A 26,405-nucleotide genomic window follows, 5' to 3' on the forward strand; every position below is an offset into this window, starting at 1 on the left:
CGTCAAGGCGTTTTTATTCTTTCGCAAGCTATTTTCGCCTTTTTCACTAAACCATTATACCTTTCTATCAAGGTATCCCAAATTTTCTTTTTGTGGCAGCTTTACCATCTCACGAGGGCTTAGTTGCCTTACTATTTAAACATTACTATTCTTTAATTTAAACATCATTATTTCTTATTTTAGGCACTTCCGCCTTGTTTTACGACATTTTTTTCGCCTTTTTTCGTAGGCAGTCGGCACATATTCCCTTATAGTACAGCTGGGCATCGTCTATTGTAAAGCCTTCAATTGCACTACTTTGGGGCATTGGCGGTTGTGTATCGGGCATATCAAACACACGTCCGCACTCTTTACAAGAGAAGTGAGCGTGCGGCGTTGTGGTACCATCGTAGCACACATGGTGTTCGTCTATGGTTATCATAAGTGCTCCGCCTTTCTCCGAAAACATTCTTAATGTATTGTAGATGGTGGTGCGACTCACTGTTGGGATGCGTTTTTTGAGTTCTACAAATATATCGTCGATTGTTGGGTGGGTATGATGTTCCATCAAATAACGCATAATCTCTATGCGCTGAAGCGATGGGCGTATACCACAATCGAGCAGCTTTTTATAGGCTGGATCTATGTACATAATTTACTATTGCATTTAAATTCTCATTGCAAAGGTATATAATTGTTGTGGAAATACCAAACAAAAAACAGTTAAAATTTTCTGTTTTACTTACTAATAAGGATATAAAAGCGAACAAATTACTACTTTTTTGGAAATATTGTGTAGTTTTTCCATATTCAATACTATATATTTTGTATTTTATAAACGTTTGTTTTGTGTTTTTGGGGGTATATTGTTCTGTTTTCTCCACAGTGTTTTGCCACTGCTGTGTTGCTATTTTTGTGTTAGGAAAGCGGCAAGATTGGGTGGTGCAGGAAACGTTTTGCAGTTTATGTGTTCCATTTGTTGTAGTCCGCTTTCGGTAATTCGGCATCGTTGGCACCGGCTATCGTGTTTGCAAGTGTGGCGTTCCAGGTATCCTTTTCGTTCGAGAGCGGCTATCACTTTCGATGCGTTGGAACGTGTAAGACCCATCTCACTGGCTATTTCGCCAGCGAGAAGGCTCTCTTTATTAGCGAGCATGCACAGCAACATAAGTTCGTTTATGTTTATGTTGAATGTGTTTTCTAATGCTCGTTCAAATTCTATTACTGCCCGAAAGATGCTGTGCACCTTATGAATGCAGTTGTTATCCATACGCTTTTGCTATGTTTGGCTTATTTTAAAAGCGTTTCTTTAATCATCTGTTCCAGTTCGTTTTTGGGGTGAGCACCTACCGACATGGTTGGTTTTCCGGTTTTTGGAATAAACAAAAGCGATGGTATTGAGCGTATGTTGAATAGTGCTGAGAGTTCTTCGCTCTTGTCTACGTCTATCTTATATACGTCTATTTTGCCGTCATACTCCTGTGCTATCTCTTCAAGAATGGGTGCTGTGGCTTTGCACGGACCGCACCAAGTGGCATAAAAGTCTACTATTGCAGGTTTGTCGCCTTTAAATTTCCATGTGTCGCCTGCGGTTTTATAGTCCATTATCTTCTCTCTGAACATTGCTTCGTTCATTTCTATTACCTTCATATTTGTTCCTTTCTTTGTTTTAACCGTGTTTGTTTGGTTGTTGTCTACTTTGTTTTTTGCTGTTGTATTGCAGCTTCCGAGCGTGAAGACTGCGGCTACTGCGAGCACGAAAATATTTTTTTTCATTGTTTTTTACTGATTTCGTTCCACATTTGTCGTTTTGCTCTGTTTTTATTATCCTTTCACTATACACTAACGTCTGCTATTTTGTTGTGGCTTTTTGCGCCGTTTCTGTTGTAGTGGACGCTGTTTTATTATACATTCTATATGTTTCCATTGGAAACTAATGCAAAGATAGGCATTTTATTTGTACCTTACAAATTTCCAATGGAAATTATTTCGCTTTATAACTTCTTTTAATTTACGTTACCATCTATTGGCTATTGCGTTGCAAAAATATGGTTTTTAGCGTGCAAAAAGGGGGTTTTTGCGTTGCAAGAAGTGGGTTTTTACAAGGTAAAAAGGGGGTTTTTACACGCCAAAAACCCCCTTTTTGTTTTTCGTTAGTATAACAAACACGTTGTTAATGTGTTACGAATATTCCGTGAATTGGTTGCGAACATTCCGCCAGGCGTAGGGGACCGATTTATCGTGCCCGTATCCTTGCGTAACCAAAACCGTGTATTTGCGTAATCAAATACGTATTTCCGTTTCACCGCACACGCATATCCACATTATCAATTACGTGTATTCACATTATTAAATATGTGCATTCATTTTATTAAATATGTGCATTCATTTTGTTACACGCACATATCCGTTTGCCATTTCGTGGGTGTTTACGTATATGCGGGCGCGATAAATCGGCCCCTACAGCTGCGAACGGTTTGCCAAAATGCTGCAAACGGATTGCGATAACGTTGCGAACACCCACGAAATTGGTTGCGAACATTCCGTCAGGCGTAGGGGCCGATTCATCGTGCCCGTATCCTTGCGTAACCAAAACCGTGTATTTGCGTAACCCCAAAATGCATATTTCCATACCCAAAACCGTATTTTCACATTATTAAATATGTGTATTCATTTTCTTACACGTACATATCCGTTTGCCATTTCGTGGGTGTTTTCATATATGCGGGTGCGATGAATCGGTCCCCTACGGCTGCGAACGGTTTGCGATAATGCTACTAACGGTTTGCGATAATGCTGCTGACGGTTTGCCAAAATGTGCTAACGGACTGCCAATTGTACAATATTTGTGCGTTATAATGCGGTGTTTGTGGGACATAAAAATAGGAGAAGCGCAGAACACTTTCGTATTTCTACACTTCTCCACAACGCATTTTATAAGAAGATACTTGGGAAACTGTGCCACAATTTGGCGTGTGGCGTGCCCCAAGAAAGTTAGGTGCTTATGTTAAATTCCACCAAACTGCAAACTAATTGCCCACGTAAACAGGGCGAATGCTGTACATAGCACGTTTTGCATTTATGGTGCTCTTGGTGTAACCGGGCATTACTTCGTTGATGGTAGTTACCTGAAATGTAAACGCTGCAGCCTGATTTTGATTACTTGTACTGGCATCTGATAGCCAATATGCACCCCAACTGCCTGGTTTATCTAAGTGCATAGCATTCTGACACATACCTGCCATAGGGAAGAAAATGCCCTTTTCGAAATCGGCTTTCGTTAGTTTTCGCAACAAACCGTTCATATTCATAGGTGCAGCAGACTGGTTTATTTTTCGTTTCTTTGCACCACTTGCATCTAATATCCAACCTTTTTTATCGGCAGAAACGGTAGGGTCGAAGAACGAACCATATATTACGTTGCCACTATCGTCTATGTAATAGGCTATGAATTGTGCTGTTGCTGTTGTCAATTTGTTGAAATCGTCCATTGAAGGCATAGCCCATTTGCCATCAGAAGCATACGCTGCCAAGTCGCCAAACTGTTTATCGGCAGACATTTTGCCCTTTTGGTTGCCCATTGCAGTCCAATATTTGTCCGACAGAGCACTATTATAATCGTGTGCATGTGCTATATCGCCCCAACGATAGTGGTCGAATTTTACATCGTTAGTGTTGTTTGGCAGTTTCTCTCCCACCAAAACTACTTCTGAAAGAGGGTAGCTAGATGGTTGCATATAGAAGTAAGTCCATGGCGTTTTTGCCAAATGGTAGCCGTCTTTCCACCCTGCCGATGTTGCACCGGGCGTATATTGCAAGTTGTATTTTCCCCATTTCACGTTGTTAATTTCTATGTATGGTTTTGTAACATTCACCGTAAACGGGTAGTATCCAGCGGCTTCTATCTTTAAAGGCTTAGACACTATGTAGGTGTAAGTGTTGTTGTCGGTGGTTACGATGGTGAAAATAGGACTGAAGTTGTTATCTGCTAACACAGCAACATCAAACTCGTTGCGAGCTGTTTTTGGTGTAATGGTGAAGCCAGAGTTATCGCGTTCGCTTATAGAACCTGTTTTTAAATTGAAAGTTGCCGTGCGAGTTATGCCGTCAATGGTAAGCGATTTTATGTTTGTTATGGGTGTATCGCCATTCTTAAAGTCGAGATGTAGCACAGCATATAGCTTTTTCATTTGCACGTTTCCCGTAGCTTTGCTGTTTAAAATCTTCACATTTTCTATGGTTCCCCAGCTATAATCGAAGTTGCTAAGGGTAGCAAACGTACCATCTTGATGTGCTTTTACAGTGTTTCCATTCTTCGATAGTTCGTTGTAATCCATACTAAGCTCAACCGTTTCGGGATTTCTACCGGCATAATTGTATCGCAATGGGTAGAACACGGCAATGTTGTCGCCCTGTTTACAGCCTACATTTCCTTCCAATTTTTGTTGGTTTGCCTTAGTTTCAGCCGTAATATAGTCGTACCCTTGTGGGGTAGTTAGGTTGTAGGCAATAAATTTGTCGCCGTCTTCCCATTTGTTTCCGTCCATCAAACTCACCGTAGAGCGAGTAGAAGGAATATCTACCGATAGCGTACGCTTTGCTGTTACATCAGGGTTAGTAGCGTCTTGCGTGTTGGTATCAGTCTCAGTGGAGCACGACGCAAATGCTCCCGCTGCAGCACATAATAATGCGCTGAATACAATTTTTATGTTCATAAAGTTTGTAAGAATAAGTTTTGTTTTACAATTCCATTATTTCCGCATCTTTAAAGTCGCGTGGTGCAAACTCTTTTGCCTCGCTACCGAGTGTTTGATGCGGTTGTGGTTCGAGATTTTGGTTACTTATTGAAAGAGAACCTGCTAACAATTGGCACTCTGTGCTAACTGTTGTAACCTCGATACGTGGTTTTAAATACTTCTTCATCGCTGTTTTAATTTACAATCTTTTTGGTTTCACATCTTTTTTTTGTCCTATTCGCTAAATAGGGGGTGCTAAATAGTCCTACTATCTATAGCTGAATTGAGTTGTAGAAGAAAGTTTGTGTTGTGGCAAAACACACTTTCTGTTGGGCTATTTCTCTCCAATTGCTTGGACAGAATTTGTTAAAAGCGCATTAGGCGCTAATTTGTTGCAAAGTTATTATATTTATTTTAGATATGCAAATATATGTAGATAAATTATGTAATTTATATAAATATGGTGTTGTAGTGGGCGTGCACGAGCGTTATGTTTAGGTTGTTTTTTGTGTTTTTTGTGTTTGTTGCAAGTTGTTGGTTGTGTGTTTGCAATTTGTTTAGAATGTTATGGCAATCCGTTCGCAGCATTATTGCAATTTGTTCGCCACGCATTCGCAATCCGTTCAGAATACATTCACGGAATGTTCGCAACGTGTTCGTTATCTGTGTGTTACATATTCGCCATGCAAAAGTATGGTTTTTGCGTTGCAAAAGTATGGTTTTTGGCGTGCAAAAAGGGGGTTTTTACATTGCAAAAGTATGGTTTTTGTTTTTTGAATGTTGTGTTGTTGCAATTTGTTTGGAATGTTATCACAATCCGTTCGCAGCGAAATGGCAATCCGTCAGCAGCATTTTGGCAATCTGTCAGCAGCCGTAGGGGTCCGATTTATCGCGCCCGCATATATATATTCGCCACCCATTTCGTGTGTGTTTCGTTGATATTAAAAGCGTGCTATGGCAGCTTTGCCCTTTAGCAAAAATGGTTCGTTTAAGATGGCTGTGCAGTGTTTGTCTACTGGTTTGCCGTTTATTTGGATATTGCTGAGTGCAAATACCACCGTATTTTTGCTATTGTAGAAATGCGCATCGTGCATTATGGCAACATCAACGTCTATGCCGTGCCGCACAATAATGTTGAAATCTATGGCGTGGGGAGTGTTTTCTGATGCCACAACCTCGTCGCCTTCGAAGCAATAAAGACTGTTTGGCGAAAGCAAAATGCGTTTGTTGTTTTTCAGCAACGTTATTTCGCCCTCCAAAGGAAGTATGTATCGTGTGAAACCAGAGAAGTTTGAGAAGCTGCTTTCCGTTTGTTCTATAATGGCAGACGATATGCGCAGGTTGAAACAACGGGTAGACAGGTTGCCATTGGAAGGACTAATGAAAACCTGTCGGGTGGTTCCACCCTTCCATTGGGTAGTTTCGTATTGTTCGGGAGTGATTATCTGCATAGTTTAAAAATACAATTTTGTTTAATCGTAGTAAATGTTTTGTAGCCACAAAGGTATATACAAAATTTGGAAAACACCATTTGTAGGGGTAGGAAAGTGTAGCAGATGCTTGCCATTTATGGGGAAATGTGCTATATTTGCAGTGGAAAAAACAAACAAACAAAAACAGTTTGCACAGCTTAAAACACAAGCAAGGCGCACCTAAAAGGGGAGAGTAGCCACACGGTGTGGGCTGTGCTGCAACAAAAAAACTGTATTTTTACACAACAATATAATGGGAAGAAACAAGTTTTCGGATACCGAAATAAAGGCGATAGCGAAGCTTTTACGACTAAAGAATGCAGGAAACCGACACCAGCAAAAGCTTGTGCGCCACGATTTAAGGGTAGATTATGAGTTTAATATCTCCGATTTTAATCAGCCCGGAAAGGCTTTTGGCGAAGAAGAACTGTACGAAGCCATACGGCGAGGTGCCATTAGCATTTTAGACGAACGTACCATTGCCGACATGAAAGCGAAGCGAGCACGCAACAAGGCACACGATGCTGCACAAAAAGAAGCGGCTGCTATTGCCACAGGCGAGGCTACCGACTGGCGTAAAGCTATGGAAGAGTGGGAGGAACAAACCGGCGAAACACTATAGAAAACGTGTCGCCCATTTTACAATAAAGGCAAAAACAGCAAGACGGAGACATATTATAAATATCTAAAATTTATCTTCTTAACATCTAAAAAATGTGCTATAGCACCTAAAAACTATCGAAATTAGGAAGAAAAATAGTATCTTTGTAGGCATAAAACAAAGACAAAGCGAAAACAATGGAGAAACTAATAGTAAACAGTTACGATGAATTTGCAAGCTTTTTAGGCAAGAAACTCGGTGAAAGTGAGTGGTTAGAAGTAAATCAGGAACGCATAAATTTGTTTGCCGATGCCACTTTAGACCATCAATGGATACACGTTGATACAGAAAGAGCAGCCAAAGAAAGTGCTTATAAAACCACTATTGCACACGGATATCTAACACTTTCGTTGTTGCCATATATGTGGAACCAGATTATTGAGGTGAATAATTTGAAGATGATGGTGAACTATGGTATGGACAAAATGCGCTTTGGACAACCTGTTCTCGTGGGTTCGCGCATTCGTTTGGTATCTTCTTTGGAAAGCATAGAGAACTTAAGAGGCATCTGCAAGGCTGGCATTAAGTTTCAAATAGAGATAGAAGGTCAGCGCAAACCTGCTTTAGAAGGCATTGCAACCTTCTTGTATTACTTTGTATAAGCCACAACCAAAAGCTAAAAAAGGTAGGGGGGCTAGTATTCCTAGTACCCCTAGTATTCCTAGTACCCCTAGTATTCCTAGAACCCCTATCAAAACCACCACCCCAAAGCACCCTTTACGCCTTACCTTCTAATATTTGCTGTGCGTGTTGCACCTGTTCTGGAGTAGGTTCGGGTATATCTTTTAGCGTGTACGGTATGTGTAAGTTTTCCCATTTGTATATTCCAAGAGTGTGATAGGGTAGCACTTCAATCTTCTCAACATTGTTAAGCGATGCAATAAACGTACGTAGTCGGTGCAAATATTCGTCGCTATCGGTAATGGTAGGCACAAGAACGTGTCTTATCCAAATGGGTTTACCAATTTCAGATAAGTATCGCGCACAGTCTAAAATATTGTCGTTGGTCCAGCCCGTAAGCTTTTTGTGTTCGTCAGAATCTATGTGCTTAATATCGAAAAGTAGTAAATCGGTGTACTTCATTAGTTCTTCGAACTTCTCAAAGAACGCTCCCGTACGACGGAAAGGCTGTGCCGATGTATCGAGACAAGTGTTTATGCCCTGCGCTTTAGCCTTTTTAAAAAACTCAATAAGGAAGTCTATTTGTAGCAAAGCCTCTCCTCCGCTCACCGTAATGCCCCCTTTTGTACCCCAATAGCTTTTAAATCGCACAGCCTTAGCTAACAATTCGTCAGCCGTCATTAGCTTTTTCGACTTACTGTCCCATGTATCTGGGTTATGACAATAACGGCAACGCATAGTGCAACCCTTAAGAAACACAATGAAACGAATACCCGGTCCGTCTACCGAACCAAACGATTCAATGGAGTGAACCCTTGCTAACGGTTCGCCATTAGCCAATTCCATATTCTTTGTATTATACTCTATAGTAGGTGTTTGTTCTGCCATAATGTCCTTGTAGTTATTTGTTTGGTTTACAATATTCGTAGTTCAGCACCCTAACAGTGCGCCTTTTTGTGTATAAAAAATAATTGGACTAAACGTGTCAGCCCAATTATTTCTCATAAAATACAAACTATATAATGTCTTAATATATTCAATATATAGAGCTGCAGCTTACATTTTGCCGTGTGCCTGGCGTGCTATTACGTCTTCTTGCTGCTCTCTTGTGAGGTCAATAAACTTAACAGCGTAGCCACTAACACGTATTGTAAAGTTAGCATACTCCTCTTTTTCGGGGTGTTCCATAGCATCAATGAGCTTCTCAACACCAAAAACGTTCACATTTAAGTGGTGTGCACCACGACTGAAATAGCCGTCCATAACACCCACAAGTGTGTTTGTGCGTTCCTCTTCGGTCTTTCCTAACGTGCTTGGAGCTATGGTTTGTGTGTTAGAAATACCATCGAGTGCATACTCGTAAGGTAGTTTTGCCACAGAGTTAAGCGATGCTAACAAGCCATTTTGCTCTGCTCCGTACGATGGATTAGCACCTGGCGACAATGGAGCACCGGCAGGACGACCGTCTGGCATAGCAGGTGTGTACTTGCCATATACCACATTCGATGTAATGGTAAGTATACTTGTGGTTGGTTCAGAGTGGCGATATGTGTGGTGTTTCTTAATCATTGTCATGAAAGTTTTTAGCAACCAAACAGCTATTTCGTCGGCTCTTTCGTCGTCGTTACCGTAGCGTGGGAATTCACCTTCAGTCTCGAAATCAAGTGGGAAGCCTGTTTCGTCGCGAACAATCTTAACCTTTGCATACTTAATAGCACTAATAGAGTCTACCACATGGCTGAATCCTGCAATACCAGTAGCAAATGTTCGGCGCACATCAGTGTCTATAAGAGCAAGCTCTGCTGCCTCATAGAAGTACTTATCGTGCATATAATGGATAAGATTAAGCGTATTAACGTATATGTCAGCAAGCCATTCCATCATGTCAATAAACTTAGGCATAAACTCTTCGTACGTAACAATGTCGCCTTCAATAGGGCGAAGTGCTGGTCCACATTGCTCACGAGTCTTATAGTCTATACCACCGCTTATAGCGTAAGTAAGGCATTTTGCGAGGTTGGCACGTGCTCCGAAGAATTGCATTTCCTTACCTGTTTGTGTGGCAGAAACACAGCAGCAGATTGAATAATCGTCTCCCCAAACTGGACGCATCACCTCGTCGTTCTCGTATTGTATAGAGCTTGTCTTTACAGAAATCTTTGCTGCGTACTTCTTAAAGCCTTCTGGAAGAGCTGGAGAGTATAGTACGGTTAGGTTAGGTTCGGGCGATGGTCCCATGTTTTCGAGTGTATGGAGGAAACGGAAGTCGGTTTTTGTAACCATAGACCGTCCGTCCATACCCAAACCAGCTACTTCTAGTGTTGCCCAAACGGGGTCTCCAGAGAACAATTGGTTATATGATGGAATGCGAGCGAACTTAACCATACGGAATTTCATTACGATATGGTCTATTAATTCTTGTGCTTCGTCTTCGGTTAATGTACCTTCTTGCAAGTCGCGATTGATGTAAATATCGAGGAAAGTAGATATTCTTCCCACCGACATAGCGGCTCCGTTTTGTGTTTTAATGGCAGAAAGATAGCCGAAGTATAGCCATTGTACAGCTTCGCGAGCGTTCTTTGCAGGGTTAGAAATATCGTATCCGTATATTTGTGCCATTGCTTTGAGTTCGTTCAAAGCCTTTATTTGCATTGAAATTTCCTCGCGCAGACGAATAATTTCCTCTGTCATTACGCCATCACCACAGTTCTTTAGGTCTTTTTTCTTCTCGTTTATAAGGAAATCTACACCGTAAAGAGCAACGCGGCGATAGTCGCCCACAATACGACCACGCCCGTATGTGTCTGGCAAACCAGTAAGAATGTGGTTGTGGCGCACTATTTTCATTTCGTCGGTATATGCATCGAACACACCGTCGTTGTGGGTTTTACAATATTTTGTGAATATTTCGTGTAGTTTTTCTGATGGTTGATAGCCGTAGGTTGTGCATGCTTGTTCTGCCATTTTTATACCACCGTATGGCATAAAGGCACGTTTCAGTGGTTTATCGGTTTGCAAACCCACTACCTTTTCGAGGCTTTTAAGGCTCTCGTCTATATATCCTGGTCCGTAAGCAGTAGCACTTGACACTACTTCGGTCTCCATATCGAGTACGCCTCCCTTAGCACGCTCTTCTTTTTGAAGTTCTTTTAGTTTGCCCCAAAGCTTATTTGTTGCTTCTGTAGGCCCAACAAGGAAGTCCTCGTTGCCGTCGTAGCCAGTGTAATTTGCCTGGATAAACTCGCGCATATTTACCTCGTCAAGCCACTTTGTGCCTGAAAAGCCTCTCCATTCTTCTCTCATAATAGTATTGTAATTTAGTAAATTATAAGGCTAAACGCATAGTATGACGTGAAGCCCATTATCAATTCTCTATTTATTTCGGGTGCAAAGGTACTTTCTTTCCATATTTATTACAATACTTACTTATTGGTATTTTGCATTGCACATGTTTTGTTAGATGTGCAGAAATTAGCCTTTTTGGGGGTATTGATACTCATTTGTAGGTATATGGGGTATTCTGTTGTTGTGTAAAATGCCATCTTTGGTTTACAAAACAAGGGGTTTGTAGATGTTTACATGCTCATTTATAGGTATCATTACACATTGTTTTATAATTCTTTTTTATTGTTCTAAACTTTAATTTTACATATTTACGAATTGTTATTGGGCTTTAAATAGTAAGAAAAGATACCGTTCGCATTTTGCGCAACAATAGTTTGTGTTTTGTAAGAGTGGTGTTTAAGAAAACCAAAAGTATGTTTTTTGCAATCCGTCAGCAGCGTTATCGCAGTTCGTCAGCAGCTGTAGGGGCCCGATTTATCGTGCCCGCATATATGAATGTACCCACGAAATGGAGGACGGTAATGTGCGTGCGATGATGTGGAAATGTGTGTGCGATTATGTGTATACATATATTTGATTATGTTAGGATACGGGCGCGATGAATCGGCCCCTACGCCTGGCGGAATGTTCGCAACCAATTTCGTGGGTGTTTTGTGTGTATTTCGTTGGTGGACGTTGCATTATTGCAACCCGTCAGCAATGTTGTTGCAATCCGTTCAGAATGCATTCACGTAATGTTCGCAACGTGTTCGTTATCTGTGTGTTACATATTCGCCGTGTAAAAGTATGGTTTTTGCTAACGATATGTAAACTTATTCACTATCAGAGAGTTACTCGTTACTACCCATTCGGGTAAATGGGCAACATAAAAAGAACAACTTTCTCGCCCTCTCTTACCCTTTTCTACAATACCGTTCACGCTCTAACCGCTTTCGGTTTATATATTTCTTGTATTCGTTGCCATTTGTTTCCAACGTTTCTACTATGAATTTTGCCAACTTATACATACCTGTTGCAAAAATAACAGGTATGCCTTTCTCATCTTCCTCATAGTATTTTACACTATTTTCTATACCTTCGTGCAAATGTTCAAAGGCATAATTAAAATTGAAACCACCTTTTATTATCTCGTTTCCAAGACTCTTCAGTCGTTTGCTACGCTCACTTTCGGGCAACGCTTCTATGCAAGCTAAATCTGTTTTCGGTTCGTTCTTATAACAAAAGTATAGCCATATCTCTATACAAGGGTTGCTAATCACCCAACATCCACCATCTTCTGCAACCTTAACAGATAGAATTTTCGACAGCTGTTCGTAGAATTCATCAACATCAGACAATAAGAATACTTTGTCAATATCGTACAAATTATATATCTGACCGTCTATTTCTAACTGCTTTTTCTGACGAATATACTGCCATTTTTCTTGCATCTGATAAGGCTGAAGACCCTGTTTTTGCTCTGAAAGAAATAAAACTCGCAAAGAATGTAGTTCTTTTTGTTGAATAAGAACCTTTAGAATGTTGCGTTCTCGTATCTCTCCTCCCGACAAAACAAACACAAGTATAGGCGATAGGGTGCCTTCTGGTTTCTGATAATTGGGCGAAACGCTTACAGCTGTAGTTGATTTTGCTTCTTCTCCACCCTCTTCGCTCTCGTGTAATGGCAGGTTTTCGCCCGGAACAGCATCTTCTGCATCTTGCTTGGGCTCGCCTTTTGCGTATGTAAACTTTGAGAAATCCATAAGCAATACTACATGTTCAGCTCGCCAATAAAGGGAATTGCACCGTAGCGACCCTCCATATACCCATTCTCTAAGTTAATGGTTTTGTGTATTTTATAATCGTTTAGCGAGTACATACGGCTGCTGCCGTCTCTCTTTTCAACCAACCATACCTCGTCGGTTCGTATAAAATCTTTGTTCAACAAACAAGTTTGATGGGTTGTGAATATCAGTTGTCCATTGGTTTTCTGCCGAGAGAAGAAACGAACTAACCCTCTTACAAGGTGCGGATGAATGCTGTGATCGAGTTCATCTATAAGCACTGTCCTCCCTTCTTTCATAGCATAGTAGAACGCCGGGACGAGAGACAACAGACGAACCGTACCATCTGACTGGGCTACAATGTCCATATCGCATGAGAAATTGTCCTTGCCGAACTGTTCAAACAGCATCTGACTAATTTTGCGGACACCATTCTCCTCATTTATTTCCTTAGTATTACGGAAGTTTATCAGCTCACATACACCGCCAGAACTTAAATTTTCCAGCTTCTCCATAGGCAATTCAGTAGAGCTATGAGAGCGAATCCAATCGTCAAAGTTCTCTGTTTGTACCTTAACTTCGCTGATTCCTAAATCAATAGCTGCAAAAAGAGACGATACAAACATCTTTATTGGCTCGTTATTTCGGAAGATATTTATTAGCGTAGGACTGAAAGAATGAAGCCCTATCACTATTAACTCTTCATCAAACCACCGCTGCGCAGCATTGACATTGCTATCTTGCAAAACAGGAAACTCATTATTTATAGTTAAAAGGCTATCAAACGGATTACGTTCTAACCAGTTTTTTATCATCTGTTCTATTTCGTCAGATGGCTTTTGAGCTAAAACCAAACCATCATTCTGCCGAACAAACACATCAACATTGGGCTCGAAGCCTAACCCCGACAGCTTTAATGTTTCGCTTTCGATACCATTTTGCGAAATAGAAACCGAATAAATGAAAGGCTGCCCGTCCTTTGTTACAAACTCTAAAGCCAATTCTATAGGGCAAGAACCAGCATCTTTGCGCAAAGCATAAAAGAATCTGGAAACGTTAGACTGTGTTATTACACCTCGTTTAGTTGTTAACAACTTTACAAACTCTATCCCTTTCATTAGGTTCGACTTGCCTGCTCCATTGGCTCCATATAGCGCTGCCATCTTTAAAACAGGCAATTTGCCGGCTGACAGTGAGATATGGTCGGTTAAAGACGTCTTTTTCGTGTTGGGAAACATATCAAACTGTACCTCATCATCGAACGAAAGAAAGTTCTTCAATATAACTCTAAGTAACATTGCACACAAGTTTTAGAATGTTGAAAGATGTATAATAATAGATAATTCGCCTATCTATATAAGCTAATTACGTCTGCAAATATACATAAAATATATTTAATGCGTGAGAAATTCACGCCAAATTGTTTAATGATACCTTATTTTAACATCTCCACTCGCCCACACAACGCCATACACATAATGTTTTTGGGGAAATACATTAGGTAGGAATAAGAAAATGTTACAAAACATTTGACAATATGAAATAAAAGATTTAAATTTGCAAAATATCACATAGTAGTATATAATAACGAGAGAATAACAGAATAAAAACTAAACACCCGCGCCTCTGAAACGGTGTTGCTCCGAAAGAGTTTTAGCAGAGAGGCTATGAAAACTATGAGAATTAACCTAACCAAAAACATGTGCTTTGCCACTGTTGCCCTGATTGTTGCACTCTTTGTAGGCCCTAAAACCATACAAGCACAAACTGCTTATGGATTCCAAATAGGAGATACAAAGGTTACTTCCGACAATTTTAACAACCTAACAAGCATTACCGGAGTAAGCGGAAACGTGAAGTACGACCCCGAAAGCAAAACTCTTACGCTGGAAAATGCTACTATCGAAACCAACGAAGAGATACCACTCGTAACCAATTTGCCGGGTATGACTATTCAGCTCATTGGAAACAACACCCTAAAATCAAAGCAACGCATGGGTATGATGAACCAATTAGATGGCGATATTACATTTATTGGCGATGGAAAACTTACTATTAAAGGTGGAACAGATACGGACGACTTAGAAAGTTTGATGGGTATTGGCAACTGGGGACATATCACCATAAGCCAATGCACCATGGAAGTGGAAGCCGAAGTGGCAGGTTTGTATGGCGGTTTTTGGAAGTTCGACCGATGCAATCTTAAGGCAAAGGGTAATGGATTAGAGGGAGACGACTACTACGGAAGTATTTGTTGGCTATGGGACGAGTATCCTGAGTTTCAAGGATGCAAGATTACAGAACCCCAAAACAACACTTGGAAGAAACATAAAGAGAAAGGATACTCGTACTTCTCGCTATATGGAGACAACCAAAAGCCTGTAACCGACTGGGTTACAATTACTCCAGAGAATACTCAAGGCATAGAAACTACGCTCGAAACTAACACAAAAACTGCACAACAAGGGGTATTCTCGTTAGACGGACGACGACTATCTAACAACATAAACCTTCTGCCAAAGGGCATATATATTGTTAATGGCAAGAAAATAGTGAAGAAATAAACAGACGTTAAAGGCATTTTAAAGCTTTTTTCTTTCATTTTTTTATCCTCTAAGGTGCTGTGAGAAGTGGGCATTTCTCATAGTACCCTTAGAGGTTTTGGCTTTGCATACCACCCCAATATACCATATTCGTACCGTGAATGCGTGGCGAACAATCCGTGAAATACCCACGAACACCCATAAAATGGCGTTGCGATTTTCCACCATTGGCATTGCAATACCTCATACCGTACCCACGAACACCCACCAAATGGCATTGCGATTTTCCACCGTTGGCGTTGCAATTCGTAATATTTCGTACATCAAGACAGATAGAAAAAAGGGGGTGTGTCAAAATTGATACATCCTCTTTTTATTCTCCCTTTACCTTGTCTACCACATAATTCGTTAATTACTGCAGCTATGCTGCTAATTTCATATAAAATGATTTATTGGGCTTTAAATAGCCTATATAAACTTGTATAGAGCATCTGAAGGTGCCTAAAAGTACCTCCATAATGTCTTTTAGTTCCTTGAGATTGGTTTTTCTACACATTTTCCCTATGTTAAAGGCTATAGCAAAGAAGGCAAAGTCCATATTGACCTTGTCTTTTCCAAAATGCCTAAACCTCTTGTAGGTCTTATTATATTTTGTTTGTCCAAAAACAGCTTCAGGTTCTATGCACCTTTGTCCTCGATGCTTGATGCCTTCTTTAGAGGTCAGTAGTTCCCGTGCCTTTTGTTTATAGTGCTGTAGTTGGTGGTTTACTTCTATAATTCTGTTCCCTCTTGCCTTAAAACATGAGCCTCTCAACGGACAACCATCACAGCGTTCTGCCTGATAACGTACGCTGTAAGTAACGAATCCGTTAGAGGTTAGGGAACGCTTCATACCTATACGTTTCATATGCTGTCCCATAGGGCAGACGTAGAAATCCTGTTCCTTATTATAGTAAAGGCTTGCGGGACTGAATGGGTTAGGTGTGTAACGTGGACGCTGCTCTTTATGGAAGTAGTTATACTTCACATAGGCTTCCATATTATGTACGTCCATGAACAGATAGTTCTCCTCGGAGCCATACCCTGAATCGGCTACGACTGTCTTGGCATAACGATGATAGCGTGATTTGAAAGACTCCAAGAAAGAAGGTAGTGTGAGTGTATCTGTACGATTAGCATAGAGTGCAAAGTCGGTGATAAACTGGTTCTCAGTTGCTATCTGCAGATTATATCCAGGCTTAGTCTGTCCGTTCCGCATAGCATCCTCCTTCATGTGCATAAACGTGGCATCAGGATCGGTCTTGCTGTAGGAGTTTCTCTCGCCCATAACCTCAAGGTGTTGGTCATACTCCTGGAGTTTATTACGTTTCTTCTCTAGCTCTTTAAGCTGTTTTTTCTTGGTTCTAACAGCCTGCTTCTCTTCTTTTGTCTTAGGCTCAGGGACTGATTCCAAAGACTTGTTCAATTCCTCGGATATCTCATCGAGCAGAGCTGCAGTAAACTCGACACCTTCTCTCTTAGCGGCATTGTCCTGCGCTATGACATCATCAACTTGAAGCAAGAGTGTGCGTATTTGTTCCTGCAACTTGGCGCGGTTCTTTTCCACGGTTCTCTTCCAAACGAAGGTATACTTGTTGGCTTTCGATTCTATCTTTGTGCCGTCAATATATTCAACGTCAAGACTTATCAAACCTTTGGCTGCAAGTACTAATACGACTTGTGTAAAGATATTGTTGATTTCCTTTTTCGCACGATTACGAAAACGATTGATGGTAATAAAATCAGGCTGCTCATATCCTGCCAGATAGATGAAATGAATGTCACGCTTGAGAAGCGACTCTATACGACGGCAGGAATAGATATTATTCATATAGGCGTAAAGAATCACCTTGAGCATCATTTGTGGATGATAAGGCTTGCGACCACTGGGCTTATAAAGCTTGTAGACATTATCCAACATAAGATTATCCACCAAGGCGTCTAAAAGACGAACAGGGTCGTCTTCTGCGATATCCTTATCAATTCTTTGAGGAAAAAGAATCATTTTCTTGTGTATGTAAGAACGAAAGTGTATCTTTGTCATAATGAGATTTTTTTAATGCCTAAAGGTACAAAAACTTTAGGAAATAGCAAAGCCCTGGCTTGAGAAAGTCGGGGCTTTGTGCATAAAAAGAGGATGTGTACATTTTGACACACCCTCTTGTGTTTTATGTGCTAAACTGAATACTTTTGTTAGAACAGTTTGTAGGTTTTATCGCCCGAAATGTGCAGAATGTACACCTGATTGCGCTTAACAGGTATAAACAAACTACCTTCGTTGGCTACGCCAGTAGCTATTTGCACACCCGAAACAGTGCAAAGCGTGTAGCGTTGCCCGGCATTCAGCCCCTCGATGGTATAGCCATTGCTTTGTGCTATAACCCGAACGGCACTGTTTGTAGCAACCTTTGTTGAGCTAATTGCAGTAACAATATCGGTGGCAAAGTGCTTAAAGTGTCGCCAGCCATCGGCTTTTTTGTAGGCTTCTACCGCATTTTGGTCTACGTGTAGCACAGCATCGTCAAGATAATATATAGATTTGAAAGCATCGTCGGCTACAGTTGGCGGTGTCATACTATACGAATAGACGTTCTGAAGTGCCAAACATTCAAAGAAAGCTCTATCTCCTATGGTGCAGTTTGCAGGTATATGAACCTCCACAAGGTTAGCATTTTTAATGAAAGCACCTGCTCCCAGTGTTTTTAAAGATGGGATATGCTGTAGCATTGCCAACTGTCCGTTGTGGTAAAAAGCCGAATCTCCAATGGTTTCAAGTTCAGGTTCAACACCCTCTTCCCACTTTATTCCATTCAAGTTAGGATTGTTTGAGAGAGCATTAGCCTCGATAGTTTTAAGCGAACCAGGTAGTGTTATCTCTGTAACAGTATGGTTGTATGCCAAAGCATAGCGGGCAATGGTTTCCAATCCCTCGTTTAATGCGAGCTTATCTGTGCCCGGTGCAGTTTGTGGAATGGTAGGTTGATAGAGCAAAGTGAGCATATTGCGTGTGTAGAGTGCGCCTTTGCTGGCACGTAGAGCCGTGTTTCCCTTAGCCACAGTTACGCCAAGAAGCGATGGAACCAATGTAAACGCACCTGGTTTTATGCTTGTTGCGCTCTGAATAATCTCGTATGACGCACCCGAACGGCCCGGAGGATAAGCCATTAAGCGTGTTTTGTCTTTGCTATACAATACTCCGTCTACCGATGTAAAGTAGTTGTTGGCAGGGTCTACCGTGATTTCGGTGAGCTGAGTACAGAACAAAAACACCAGTTCGCCTATGCTTTTAACGTCTTTTGTTATATGAAACGATTCGAGTTCTGTGGCAGCTTGCAATGCGTTGTTATCTATATACTCTACTCCTTCTGGGGTTATAGCCTTGCCTTTTGGCTTCCACGAGATGAGATGGCCGTCTTTTATTTCGGCTTTATGTTCGGTTTCTTCTGTTTGTTTGCTACAAACCAGCCACACAGTAACGTCTTCTTTCAGGTCGGGAATGGTGTAAGTAAGTCCCTTTTCGCCCTTTATTTCGCTTTCGTTAAGTAGCCAACTGTCTACAACATAGCCCTCTTTTGGGTGCGCTGTGAACACTACTGTTGCGCCATGTGCCACTACTGTGCCTGTAGAAATGGCAGTTCCGTCTACCGAAGCTGTGAGTTCGCCAGTTTCATTGTTAAGCGATTTGAAGCTAACAATATGCTTTCCTTGTTCGCGATCGAAGTCTACGAGTATGTCTAAGGCATCTTCTGCGTTGCATTCGTATACTGTAGCGTTGTCGAAACCTGCGATAGGCAGATACTGATCGATGGTTTTTGTATGTCCTTCAGCATCTGTTACGGTTTCTTTGCCAAGCTTATACCACTGTGTAACGTGGTATCCTTCGTTTGGAAATGCCTCGAAGCGGAGCTTGGTACCCTTCTTTACCTTTTCGGCACTATTTATTTTCTGTTCTGTTTCTACCACTGTGCAGGTAACACTTCCAAAGTTTGGCTCTTTACTTTTAAAGAAAATAATGTCTCCTTCTGCCTCTTTTGTAAGTGTAACTACTATGTTTAATGCTTCTGAAATGTGATTAACCGACCATATTTCGCCATTTATTGACGATGAGGGATGTAGATTTTCGGGTGCAGCCAACTTGCCATTCACTTCCCATTTGTCTATTTTGTAGCCGCCGTATGGTGTTACCATTACCGAAACGCTATTGCCTTTGGGTATGTCTGTACCTGTTTCGAAGTTGCGTGCACCATTTGTCCACGCTTCAATTTCGCCTATTTTCTTACCATCAATCTCTATATTTGTGATGCTATAGTTTACTTTAAACTTCTCGGTAGACTGTGGTTCGCCTATTACTATTTGGCATTTCTTAAACTTTTGCTGTAGTTTTTCCTTTACGTTTTCGTTAGCTACGTAAATGGTTGTGGAGCTTTTATCGGCAAATTCGGTAGCTCCGAACGACACAAAGTTGTTGCTTAGGTGAATATCTACCACATTTAGCGATGCCACACCACTCCATGTAATGTAGCTATTGGTGTCTACGCTTACCAAATTGGGTACTAACAGTTCTGCCAAAGCACTGCAACCCGTAAAGCAAGCCTTACCTATGGTTTTAACGCCGGGTAGGTTTATTTTTGCAATATTTGTGTTGTTGTACATTGCATAGTCGCCAATGGCAGTACATTCGTCGGCAGTTAGCTTTATTTCTTTGGCTTGTCCGGCAATATAAACCAATGTTTTGGTTGGACTGATAATGGCATTTTGCAAAGCTTTATAGCCTCCGCCATCTTCTATAGATATGGTTGTTAGCGACTTACAGTTCTTAAACGAGTTACCCGAAATGGTAGTAAGGCTTTTTCCTAACGCTATTTCTTTTAGTTGTTCGCAGCCTTGAAAGGCATCTACTCCCACATTTTTAATGTTTGGAAGAGCCAATGTTGCAAGTTTTTCGCACCGTGCAAAGGCTTCGTCGCCCACTATTTCTACATTGGGTGCATCTATACTTTCAATGTTAGAACACCCTTTAAAGGCATTCTTGCCTATTTTTTTTACATTGTTTAGCTTAATGTTTGTAATGTTGGTGTTACTCTTTTCTTCGCCAATAACCTCCCAAGTGTCTGGATCTTCCTCGGCTGGCGAGTAGAAACAGTTATCTGCTATCTCGGTAACATTGGCAGGAATCTCGATAGAACCACTGGCTCCGTCCCACGATTTTAGTACCGTGCCCTCGATAACTTGCGCATTTGCCATGCTAAAACACAGCATTAGGGCAAACATCAGTAAGTAGATTTTTCTCATTTTTGCTTATTGTTTGAAATTAATGTATATACTTTATGACCGTTCTGGTAGCCTTTATAAACCGTTTTTCCTACGGATATGTTTTGCTGTGGTGCCTTTTGCACCGTTTGCGTTCTCTCTTTTTGTTGTTCCGTAATAGAATTTACACCTTATTATATATAGGGCTACATTGTTTAAATTCGACTTATATGAATCGGTATTTAGGTTCGGCAAAGATACTATAAATAATTTTAATGTCAAAGGAAATGGGGTAGAAATATAATAAATGCTACAAAAAGTGTGCATAATAGTGGCACAATTCATTATGCGTTTTGTGGTTGTGTGCAATGGGAGGGTACAATAAAGTTGTGCCAAACGGTTGTTGTGTATATGCCGTAATGCGTGGTGTGTGTAGCCATATTGTGAGCAGTGTTTTATGGTTTTGGTAAGAATGTTTTATAGCCGAATATTTAGTGTTTTATAAGAGCAATATAGGCATCAACCAAAAAGGGGGTTTTTGCGTTGCAAAAGTATGGTTTTTGCATTGCAAAAGTAGGCATTTTGTGTATGTTGTTGTGCCATAGCGAGTTGCAAGTGTACGTTGGTGCACAATTTTATGGTGTTTGCATATACATAAACAACCACAAAATGGTGGACGGAAACACATATTTAATAATGTGGAAACACGTGTATGATGAAACGAAAATGTATATTTAGTAATGTCAGGATACGGGCGCGATGAATCGGTCCCTACGCTTGGCGGAGTGTTTTGTTGTGTTTCGTGGGTGGGTGTTACATTATTAGTAAACCGTTCGCAGCGTTGTTGCAGACCGTTCGCAGCCGTAGGGGTCCGATTTATCGTGCCCGCATATACGTGTACACCCACAAAATGGGGGAGGGGAACGCATATTTGATAATACGAGGATACGGGCGCGATGAATCGGCCCCTACGCCTGGCGGAGTGTTCGCTACGTGTTTCGTGGGTGTTTGTGGTATATTCAGGTTGTAAATGTGTGGTTATTAGAATGTTATATACACAAAAAGACGTGCTCCATTTACGGAACACGTCTTAGCGGTAGTTAAGTTTAATCAAAAATAAGGCATCTTTTTACAAGGTGCCATTATTGGCTTTATTAATCATTTCTTTAGATGCATACAAGTAAACCTCTACTCTTCGGTTAGCCTGACTAACGCGTTTGTTCTCTATAGGGTTAGAACTTCCAAGACCTTCTACTGTGCGAATCTGTCCAGAAGACACACCTTGCGAACGCAAATAGCTTGAAACGGCTTTGGCACGACGCTCTGAAAGCGGAATGTTAATATTGTCGTTGCCCGATGCATCGGTATATCCTTGAATAGCAACATCGCAGTCGCTGTTCTGTCTAAGTACACCAGCAAACTTCGTAAGGTCGTGTTTTGCCGATACATTAAGGTCTGAACTGTTGGTAGCAAACAAGATACCAGAGTCGAAAGTAACCTTTACGCAACTTAAACCATTGGCATCTTTCACAGTTTCAACCTTAGCATTGTCTACCTGTGCTTGGGTTTGTTGCTTTACTTTGTCCATGTGTCTACCAATTAAAGCACCAGTTCCAGCACCTACAGCGGCACCAATGGCAGCACCAATAGCAGTTCCTTTGGTGTTTTTACCTATAATGTTGCCCACGATACCCCCGAGAACGGCACCTGCTCCGGCACCTCCGGCACTGTAAGTTCCTTGATTTGTTGCACAACTAGATACGAGTGTAGCTACACAAAGTGCGGCTGTTATTGTTTTTAAACTCTTCATAATGCGTATAATTTTATATGTTTTAAAATTCTAATATATATGTTCTGGCATATTGCACAATATGTATGCGCACATCATACATACGGTTTAATAGCACATTACATTCTTTTTAAGCGAAACAACACATAATTGTTATCCTGCAAAACCAGTGCCTTCTTAATGCACTGGCACCGCAACAAAGATACAACTATTTTTATTTTGAAGTGCCGTTTGCCAACATTTTTTTGTAATTTTGCACAAAATTACGCTGATAAAGTTATTCAAACAATGGGGAATTGCCTATTTAGTTAGGGAATTTGCCTATAAAGACGACATAGAAAAAGATAGTATATATTATGGCAAAAGAATTAAAACACCTTACCAAACGGGCAGAAAACTATTCGCAATGGTACAACGACCTTGTTGTAAAGGCCGATTTAGCAGAGCAATCGCCCGTTAGAGGCTGTATGGTAATAAAGCCTTACGGCTACGCTATATGGGAAAAGATGCAGGCACAGTTAGACAAAATGTTTAAAGAAACAGGCGCACAAAATGCCTATTTCCCACTTCTTATTCCAAAAAGTTTCCTTTCTCGCGAAGCCGAACACGTAGAAGGATTTGCCAAAGAATGTGCTGTGGTTACCCACTATCGGCTCCGTGCTAACGAAAAAGAGGGTGGAGTAGAGGTAGACCCTGCAGCAAAACTAGACGAAGAACTTATTATTCGACCAACAAGCGAGACCATTATATGGAACACCTACCGCAATTGGATACACTCATATAGGGATCTTCCATTAATGTGCAACCAGTGGTGCAACGTAATGAGGTGGGAAATGCGCACCCGACCATTCCTTCGTACCTCCGAATTTCTATGGCAAGAAGGACACACAGCCCACGCAACACGAGAGGAAGCAGAGGAAGAAGCAAGACGAATGCTTAAAGTTTATGCCGACTTTGCCGAACATTGGCTCGCCGTTCCTGTGGTGCAGGGAGTGAAAAGTGCTACCGAAAGGTTTGCAGGAGCATTAGATACATACACCATAGAGGCTATGATGCAAGACGGAAAGGCACTACAGAGCGGCACATCGCACTTCCTTGGACAGAACTTTGCTAAGTCGTTCGATGTTACTTTCCTAAATAAAGATAACAAACCAGAATATGTTTGGGCTACATCGTGGGGGGTAAGCACACGCCTTATAGGGGCTCTTATTATGGCACACTCCGACGATAACGGGTTGGTTCTACCTCCAAAGATTGCTCCAATACAGGTTGTTATTGTGCCAATATTTAAGGGCGACGAACAATTAGCTGCCATTTCGGCAAAGCTAAAGCCTGTTGTTGAACAGCTTAGACAGCTTGGCATTAGCGTAAAGTATGACGATGCCGACAACAAACGACCAGGATTTAAGTTTGCCGACTACGAACTCAAAGGCGTTCCTGTGCGTTTGGCAATGGGAGGACGCGATTTAGAGAACAACACGGTAGAGATAATGCGCCGCGATACCTTAGAAAAAGAAAACGTTTCGTTCGATGGAATTGTTGAAAGAATAGAGAAATTGCTTGACGATATTCAGACTAACATCTATCAAAAGGCACTCAACTTCCGCAACGAACATATATACGAGTGTGATAACTACGATGAATTTAAAGAGCGAATTAAAGATGGTGGCTTCTTCTTATGCCATTGGGACGGCACAGAAGAGACGGAAGCAAAGATAAAAGAAGACACTCAGGCTACCATTCGGTGTGTTCCTTTTATGTTCGAACAGACCGAAGGCGTGGACATGGTGAGCGGAAAGCCAGCTAAACACCGTGTTATTATAGCACGTTCTTACTAAAACCACAGTGCGCCTGAGGCTCTTGTGCTTTGTAAAAAAACAATAGAACGAGGACGTTTGTGGCATTGTTGCAATCTGTTTGCAATGGTTGTGGCAGACGGTTTGCAGGTAAAGGGATTCCATTTATGGGGTCCCTTTTTTATATTTACCCCAAAATAGCAGTGTGTGCGTTGCGTTGTTGTGGAATGTTCGCAGCCATTTCACGGAATATTCGTAACACATTAACAACGTGTTTGTTATACTAACGAAAAACAAAAAGGGGTTTTTTGGCGTGTAAAAACCCCCTTTTTGGCGTGCAAAAGTATGGTTTTTGGCGTGCAAAAGTATGGTTTTTGTTTTTTGAATGTTATGTTGTTGCAAATTGGTAGCAATATATTTCGTGTTTGAATGTGAATATTTGGCGCAACAAATATGGGTATTTTGCGATATGCTTGTTGCGTATTCGTGGGTGTATTTTCTAATATTTTTTGTGCTTAAAATGGTTTTTGTTCTATAAAAGAAAATGCTAAGACCAAACGGTTTTAGCATTTCTTTTTGGAATAATGTACTCTTTTTATGAACACTCGTACATTCCTCTTTAATCAAAAACGTATATTTTTCTAAGCGTATGTGTACTTTCTTTTCATCAATAGCGCAATTTTTGCGAACTAAAAATTGTATTTTTACAATAACGCGGGCACGATAAATCGGCCCCTACAGCTGCTAACGGTCTGCAAATAATGCTGCGAACATTCCAAAAATGCGCTTTTTATATTGGTGTTTGGTTTGTTCTCTAAAGTCTTAATGCCTAAGGCGATAGCGAAAAGAGAGCTTGCTACCTCGCCTTCCTTATGGTTGTGTGAGATAGCAGAAGCTCGAAGTTAGGTTTAATTCTTAATCATCAATATACTGTTGCCAGCATTTTGCACATCGTTAATGTTGGTGCGCAGTGTTGTTTTGGTATTGTTGGCTTTACCAATGTTTGTTTTCTGGTTGGCGTTAGCACTTGTTTGCTGTTGCGATTGGTCTATAATGTTGCTAACATTTGCCGTGTAGTCCATCTTCACATTCTTGCCTTCGGGTGTAGTCCAGTTGCCTTTGAAAGTGATATCGCCATTGTTTTGTGTAACGGTTATAGTGCCTCCGTTGAACAATCCGAATGCTTCGCCGCCCTGTCCGTCAAACTCTTTGTAGTACGAACCCACTGGATAGGTGGTGTTTCCACGCTTAAACATAGTGCCTCCAATGAATTTTCCTTGTTCGTAAACAGCTCCTGTAACTGGCATAACTACGCTGTAGGTGCCCACAATGGTGTTTATGTCCATTGGAACTTTATATTCTGTGAGAAGCACAAGGTTCAAATACTCGCCTGCTCCTACTATAAATCCCTCTGCATCGGTCTCACAATTCAAGAAAGTAATGGAGTAATCGCAATACGAATCGGTAGCTCTTACATATCGTCCCGACATACTTTTTGGTTTAAAGTCTACATTTTCTGTAATGCCTTGGTAGCCTGTGTCAGGGTCTTTGTTTACAAAATCGAGCTTGCCATCGTATGTAAAGCGTATTTTTCCGTGTTCTTTTAGTTCGCCTTCCAGTAGCAAGTTGTATGTTCCGTTAGGTCGTTGTTCCACCTTAAGGTTGCAAACGGTAAGCGAATCTAGGAAACCGTCCACCTGTCCGTTGGCATTCATCTTATTAGTTTCTATGTAAACGCTTTGTTTGTGGTACACTCCAGCTTCGTCAGTATTATCTACAAGCGTATAGTTTCCGCTTGTTAAGGCTGCGCTATTTGGGTTTAACGAAGGCTTAGCAAGTATAGTTACCCTTATATCGTGCTTATTAATCTCGGTTGGTAAGCCACCTTTCGACAGCTTTCCATCGCAAAGGTGTAGGGTGTAAGCTGCCAATTCGTCGGACACAGAGCCGTAATATATGTTGTAAGTGTTAGTTACAGCCACATCGGCATGGTAGCTATTGCTATTCGTATTGCTGAAGGTTACGTCTTTAACATCGTCGCAAGGGAAGTCTTTAACCTCTCCCGACTTCATTGTTACCCTCATTTTCCAATTGTCTTGTGCATACATTGTTGTTGTTAAACAGCATGTTGCAATCATCAAAAGTAGAAATTTTCTCATAAAGTTATAGCTCTTTTAAAATTCTTCAGTTGTTATATTCCTTTGTTTTATTACTGCTTTTGCAGTTTTTGCTCGGCTTATTGGCTTTGCTTGGAATGTCTTTTCAATATACCTTCGTTTGGTGTTTGTTTTCAACCAACGTGCACTTAGTGTGTCGAGTGCTGTTTCTGTATTGTTAAAAAAATACTTTATTGAATGGCAAAGAAACTATTTTTTTCTTGTAATTGCAAATCCGATTAGTTAAAAAACAAT

At 41.0% G+C, this 26,405-nt stretch carries 20 protein-coding genes; 4 read left to right on the top strand and 16 right to left on the bottom strand.

Going from position 1 to position 26,405, the window contains the following annotated elements; genetic code table 11:
- Positions 1–199: 199 nt before the first annotated feature.
- From DX009_RS11030 to DX009_RS11060, 7 genes are all read right to left on the bottom strand, one after another.
- The gene (locus DX009_RS11030) at positions 200–631 is read right to left on the bottom strand and encodes a Fur family transcriptional regulator (RefSeq protein ID WP_006045744.1); all 432 of its coding nucleotides are present in this window, start codon (positions 629–631) and stop codon (positions 200–202) included.
- Between the two features lie 255 nt (positions 632–886).
- Positions 887–1,249, bottom strand: a complete 363-nt coding sequence (locus DX009_RS11035) for a MarR family winged helix-turn-helix transcriptional regulator (RefSeq protein ID WP_006045743.1) — start codon at positions 1,247–1,249, stop codon at positions 887–889.
- A gap of 20 nt (positions 1,250–1,269) precedes the next feature.
- Positions 1,270–1,755: a thioredoxin gene (gene trxA / locus DX009_RS11040; RefSeq protein ID WP_115084119.1), complete on the bottom strand. Its 486-nt coding sequence runs from the start codon at positions 1,753–1,755 to the stop codon at positions 1,270–1,272.
- A 595-nt stretch (positions 1,756–2,350) separates the two neighbouring features.
- The gene (locus DX009_RS11045; RefSeq protein ID WP_115084120.1) at positions 2,351–2,611 is read right to left on the bottom strand and encodes a hypothetical protein; all 261 of its coding nucleotides are present in this window, start codon (positions 2,609–2,611) and stop codon (positions 2,351–2,353) included.
- 397 nt (positions 2,612–3,008) lie between these two features.
- Entirely contained in the window at positions 3,009–4,694 is a 1,686-nt protein-coding gene (locus tag DX009_RS11050; protein WP_115084121.1) for a fimbrillin family protein, read from the bottom strand.
- A gap of 25 nt (positions 4,695–4,719) precedes the next feature.
- Positions 4,720–4,902, bottom strand: coding sequence for a hypothetical protein (locus DX009_RS11055; protein ID WP_115084122.1), 183 nt, complete (start codon positions 4,900–4,902; stop codon positions 4,720–4,722).
- A gap of 754 nt (positions 4,903–5,656) precedes the next feature.
- Positions 5,657–6,166, bottom strand: a complete 510-nt coding sequence (locus DX009_RS11060) for a HutD family protein (RefSeq protein ID WP_006045737.1) — start codon at positions 6,164–6,166, stop codon at positions 5,657–5,659.
- Positions 6,167–6,440: 274 nt separating this feature from the next.
- On the opposite strand from DX009_RS11060, the gene DX009_RS11065 reads away from it, so the two are divergent.
- Both DX009_RS11065 and DX009_RS11070 read left to right on the top strand, forming a co-directional pair.
- Positions 6,441–6,809, top strand: a complete 369-nt coding sequence (locus tag DX009_RS11065; protein ID WP_006045735.1) for a hypothetical protein — start codon at positions 6,441–6,443, stop codon at positions 6,807–6,809.
- 176 nt (positions 6,810–6,985) lie between these two features.
- Complete coding sequence (locus tag DX009_RS11070) at positions 6,986–7,450, top strand: MaoC family dehydratase (RefSeq protein WP_006045734.1); 465 nt, start codon at positions 6,986–6,988, stop codon at positions 7,448–7,450.
- A gap of 115 nt (positions 7,451–7,565) precedes the next feature.
- On the opposite strand, the gene pflA is transcribed toward DX009_RS11070, so the two are convergent.
- From pflA to DX009_RS11090, 4 genes are all read right to left on the bottom strand, one after another.
- On the bottom strand, positions 7,566–8,357 hold the full coding sequence (gene pflA, locus DX009_RS11075) for a pyruvate formate-lyase-activating protein (protein ID WP_115084123.1): 792 nt from the start codon (positions 8,355–8,357) through the stop codon (positions 7,566–7,568).
- A 168-nt stretch (positions 8,358–8,525) separates the two neighbouring features.
- Positions 8,526–10,772: a formate C-acetyltransferase gene (gene pflB, locus DX009_RS11080; protein WP_115084124.1), complete on the bottom strand. Its 2,247-nt coding sequence runs from the start codon at positions 10,770–10,772 to the stop codon at positions 8,526–8,528.
- 935 nt (positions 10,773–11,707) lie between these two features.
- Positions 11,708–12,556: an RloB family protein gene (locus DX009_RS11085; protein WP_115084125.1), complete on the bottom strand. Its 849-nt coding sequence runs from the start codon at positions 12,554–12,556 to the stop codon at positions 11,708–11,710.
- An 8-nt stretch (positions 12,557–12,564) separates the two neighbouring features.
- Complete coding sequence (locus DX009_RS11090) at positions 12,565–13,875, bottom strand: AAA family ATPase (RefSeq protein ID WP_115084126.1); 1,311 nt, start codon at positions 13,873–13,875, stop codon at positions 12,565–12,567.
- Positions 13,876–14,253: 378 nt separating this feature from the next.
- Here DX009_RS11090 and DX009_RS11095 point away from each other — a divergent pair, with 378 nt between their 5' ends.
- Positions 14,254–15,141 carry a hypothetical protein gene (locus DX009_RS11095; RefSeq protein ID WP_050795213.1) on the top strand — a complete coding sequence of 296 codons (888 nt, stop codon included), beginning with the start codon at positions 14,254–14,256 and terminating at the stop codon, positions 15,139–15,141.
- Positions 15,142–15,229: 88 nt separating this feature from the next.
- Here the strand turns inward: DX009_RS11095 and DX009_RS13420 are convergent, their stop codons facing one another.
- From DX009_RS13420 to DX009_RS11115, 4 genes are all read right to left on the bottom strand, one after another.
- Positions 15,230–15,367: a hypothetical protein gene (locus DX009_RS13420; RefSeq protein ID WP_181792363.1), complete on the bottom strand. Its 138-nt coding sequence runs from the start codon at positions 15,365–15,367 to the stop codon at positions 15,230–15,232.
- 174 nt (positions 15,368–15,541) lie between these two features.
- Positions 15,542–17,203: an IS1182 family transposase gene (locus tag DX009_RS11100; RefSeq protein ID WP_115083120.1), complete on the bottom strand. Its 1,662-nt coding sequence runs from the start codon at positions 17,201–17,203 to the stop codon at positions 15,542–15,544.
- Positions 17,204–17,352: 149 nt separating this feature from the next.
- Positions 17,353–20,451, bottom strand: coding sequence for a leucine-rich repeat domain-containing protein (locus tag DX009_RS11105; RefSeq protein WP_115084127.1), 3,099 nt, complete (start codon positions 20,449–20,451; stop codon positions 17,353–17,355).
- A gap of 1,087 nt (positions 20,452–21,538) precedes the next feature.
- On the bottom strand, positions 21,539–22,219 hold the full coding sequence (locus DX009_RS11115; RefSeq protein ID WP_006045838.1) for an OmpA family protein: 681 nt from the start codon (positions 22,217–22,219) through the stop codon (positions 21,539–21,541).
- 335 nt (positions 22,220–22,554) lie between these two features.
- Between DX009_RS11115 and proS the strand changes: the two genes are divergently transcribed.
- Positions 22,555–24,036, top strand: a complete 1,482-nt coding sequence (gene proS, locus DX009_RS11120) for a proline--tRNA ligase (protein ID WP_006045840.1) — start codon at positions 22,555–22,557, stop codon at positions 24,034–24,036.
- An 866-nt stretch (positions 24,037–24,902) separates the two neighbouring features.
- Here proS and DX009_RS11130 read toward each other — a convergent pair.
- The gene (locus DX009_RS11130; RefSeq protein WP_245944642.1) at positions 24,903–26,153 is read right to left on the bottom strand and encodes a hypothetical protein; all 1,251 of its coding nucleotides are present in this window, start codon (positions 26,151–26,153) and stop codon (positions 24,903–24,905) included.
- Between the last annotated feature and the right edge of the window lie 252 nt (positions 26,154–26,405).

The sequence above is a fragment of the Prevotella pallens genome (assembly GCF_900454935.1).
GTDB lineage: Bacteria > Bacteroidota > Bacteroidia > Bacteroidales > Bacteroidaceae > Prevotella > Prevotella pallens.